3 protein-coding genes and 1 pseudogene are annotated in these 2,023 nt (G+C 47.9%); all 4 read right to left on the bottom strand.

The annotated features are described in order from the left end of the window. On the bottom strand, window positions 1-169 hold a 169-nt coding region (locus GIV35_RS27120), incomplete at its 3' end, for a contractile injection system protein, VgrG/Pvc8 family (RefSeq protein WP_236265988.1). A 37-nt stretch (window positions 170-206) separates the two neighbouring features. Beyond that, window positions 207-641, bottom strand: a complete 435-nt coding sequence (locus tag GIV35_RS27125) for a tetratricopeptide repeat protein (RefSeq protein ID WP_236265986.1) — start codon at window positions 639-641, stop codon at window positions 207-209. Next, complete coding sequence (locus GIV35_RS27130; protein WP_236265987.1) at window positions 638-1,081, bottom strand: tetratricopeptide repeat protein; 444 nt, start codon at window positions 1,079-1,081, stop codon at window positions 638-640. The genes GIV35_RS27125 and GIV35_RS27130 overlap by 4 nt, the downstream gene beginning before the upstream one ends. A gap of 4 nt (window positions 1,082-1,085) precedes the next feature. After that, window positions 1,086-2,023, bottom strand: a pseudogene (locus GIV35_RS27135) (GH-E family nuclease); the annotation flags it as partial.

The raw sequence follows: 2,023 nt of genomic DNA on the forward strand, positions 1-2,023 counted from the left end.
GGGCCTGGAAGATGCGCCAGTTGGAGCGCAGGTTGAAACGCGCCAGGGTCGGCTCGACTACGGCGGTGTAGCGGGTGCGGCGAAAGCCGGTGTCGCCCTGTTGGAACAGGCTGACCAGGCCGTGGACATAGAGCGCCGGGGTGCCCACTTCAAAGGGACGCCCCGCAATGCGACGCCGTCAGTTTGAAATTGGGTCGCGTCGCGAATCAGTCGTCAATCAAGTGTTGGGCCTTCAACTTTTGGAGGTAAACTTCACCACCCGGATCGGTTTTGAAAACAGCATCCCCATCTAACATGTAAGCTTTTAGCAGCGAAGTAATTGCCTCATCATCGAAGCCTAATAGCGTTTGACATTGTCCAATTCTGTAGTGAATGAATGAGTTGTCTAGCCCATCAGGGCCATTGAGTGCATCCTTCAGGTTTTCAAGGCTTTTAGGGTACTGTGCAAGCTGAAAAAAAGCGTCACCTATTGAGGCAGAAAGCCATGTGAAGGCTTCCCAGGATGCTTGCGGTGTGGGTAGTAAATTTAGTGCTTGTGACCACTTTGAAATAGCCCCTTCAAATGCCGAATCGTCATAAAGGGCATTTCCTTCCTCAGATAAGAGGGTGATGCTTTCGTAAATTCTGTCAGGTAGATTCATTTCATTTTTTTACATTTTTTTTGTGTGAGGTAGAAGTTTAGATATTTTTTATCTTCGTCTGTAAAAGGTCTTTTTCCATATTTTTTATATTGCTTGTCAAAAATTTCGTATGCGGCAGAAGTTTTTCCTGCATCAAAATAGACCGTGGCCGCAATAAATTCAACGTAGTCGCTAGGCTTTGGAGTATATAAATCGTGCATCACGGTTAGCCAGCTTATAGCTTTTTCGTATTGTTTAGTTTCTTTGAAAAAAGCAACGAGACCTCTGGCGATACTTTGAGAATAGTCAAGTGTCAATGTTGGGGATTGCATAATCCCCCAAGCTCTTAAAAAACAAGATTCGGCTTCACTTAGCTGATTTTTTTTCCAGTATTCACGTCCTTCTTTTGAAAGGTTGCTAATTTTTTCAATCTGCTCTGGCGTCAGTGTGGGTTCCATCATGTACCTACTTTGTTGGAGGTTTGTAAGTTTGTCCAAGCTTTGCACCTGTCGACCTATTGATGCTGTAATGGTCTAGTTCATAATTTTTGCTATCTAGCATCCATTCTCTGACTTCTTTACTCTTCGCTCCTAGATGTCTGCCACTAGTGTTCCACCATGTGACAGCATCTGTTTTGTGGGCCATGTCGGCCTTGCTAAGATCATACCAATTTTTGTCGGAGGCTTGGAACTCTGTTTTACCTGTAATTGGGTTCTCCCGTAGTTTTCCTTCGGCCCGCATTCGGTCTTGGACTTCGCGCCCTGTTTTTGAACTCTTGCCTGGAGTTCGCCCTAAAAACATTTCCCTTGCAGACTTCTCTCTTGGGGTGGCTTTAAAACCATCATTAGAATTAGATGGAGTATCTAATTCGGGATTGGTCTTCTTAGGTAATAGTTCGGTAGCTTCTTCGGTTCTTTTCGCCGTTTTGTCAACAACCTCCTTACCCGCTTTGCCCGACGCCTCAGCCATCTTCGAACCGTATCGTGCGGCTTTACCAGCGGTGCCTGCATAGCCGACAAAAGGAATCGCCGAGAGCAGCGAGAGACCTGCGCCCACGTAGTCCCCGCGAAAAAGGCTAATGATACCGCTCGCAATATCGGCCACTTCCCCGACCACGGGGATCAGGCCAAACACATCCAAGCCCAGCTGGATGCCATCCAGGATCTGTTCGCCAGTGATGCCTTCTTCTTCCGTTTCAGCCTCAATCGGTGGATTGGCTTCGCTGAGCGACACCTGAGCCGGCACCGTCTCACCCACCACCCGCCCAATGGTATTACCACTCTTGAACGAACTGAACGGCGGCAGAGTCGCCAATTCACGGGTCATGAAATGCTTGCGCAGTTGCTCGTATTCCTGCTCGTTGAAGGTGCGAGATTCATGGTAGGGCTTACCCTGCGGATCCG

Origin of the sequence: Pseudomonas sp. PA-1-6B, assembly GCF_021609545.1 — a bacterium.
Taxonomy (GTDB): domain Bacteria; phylum Pseudomonadota; class Gammaproteobacteria; order Pseudomonadales; family Pseudomonadaceae; genus Aquipseudomonas; species Aquipseudomonas fluorescens_BV.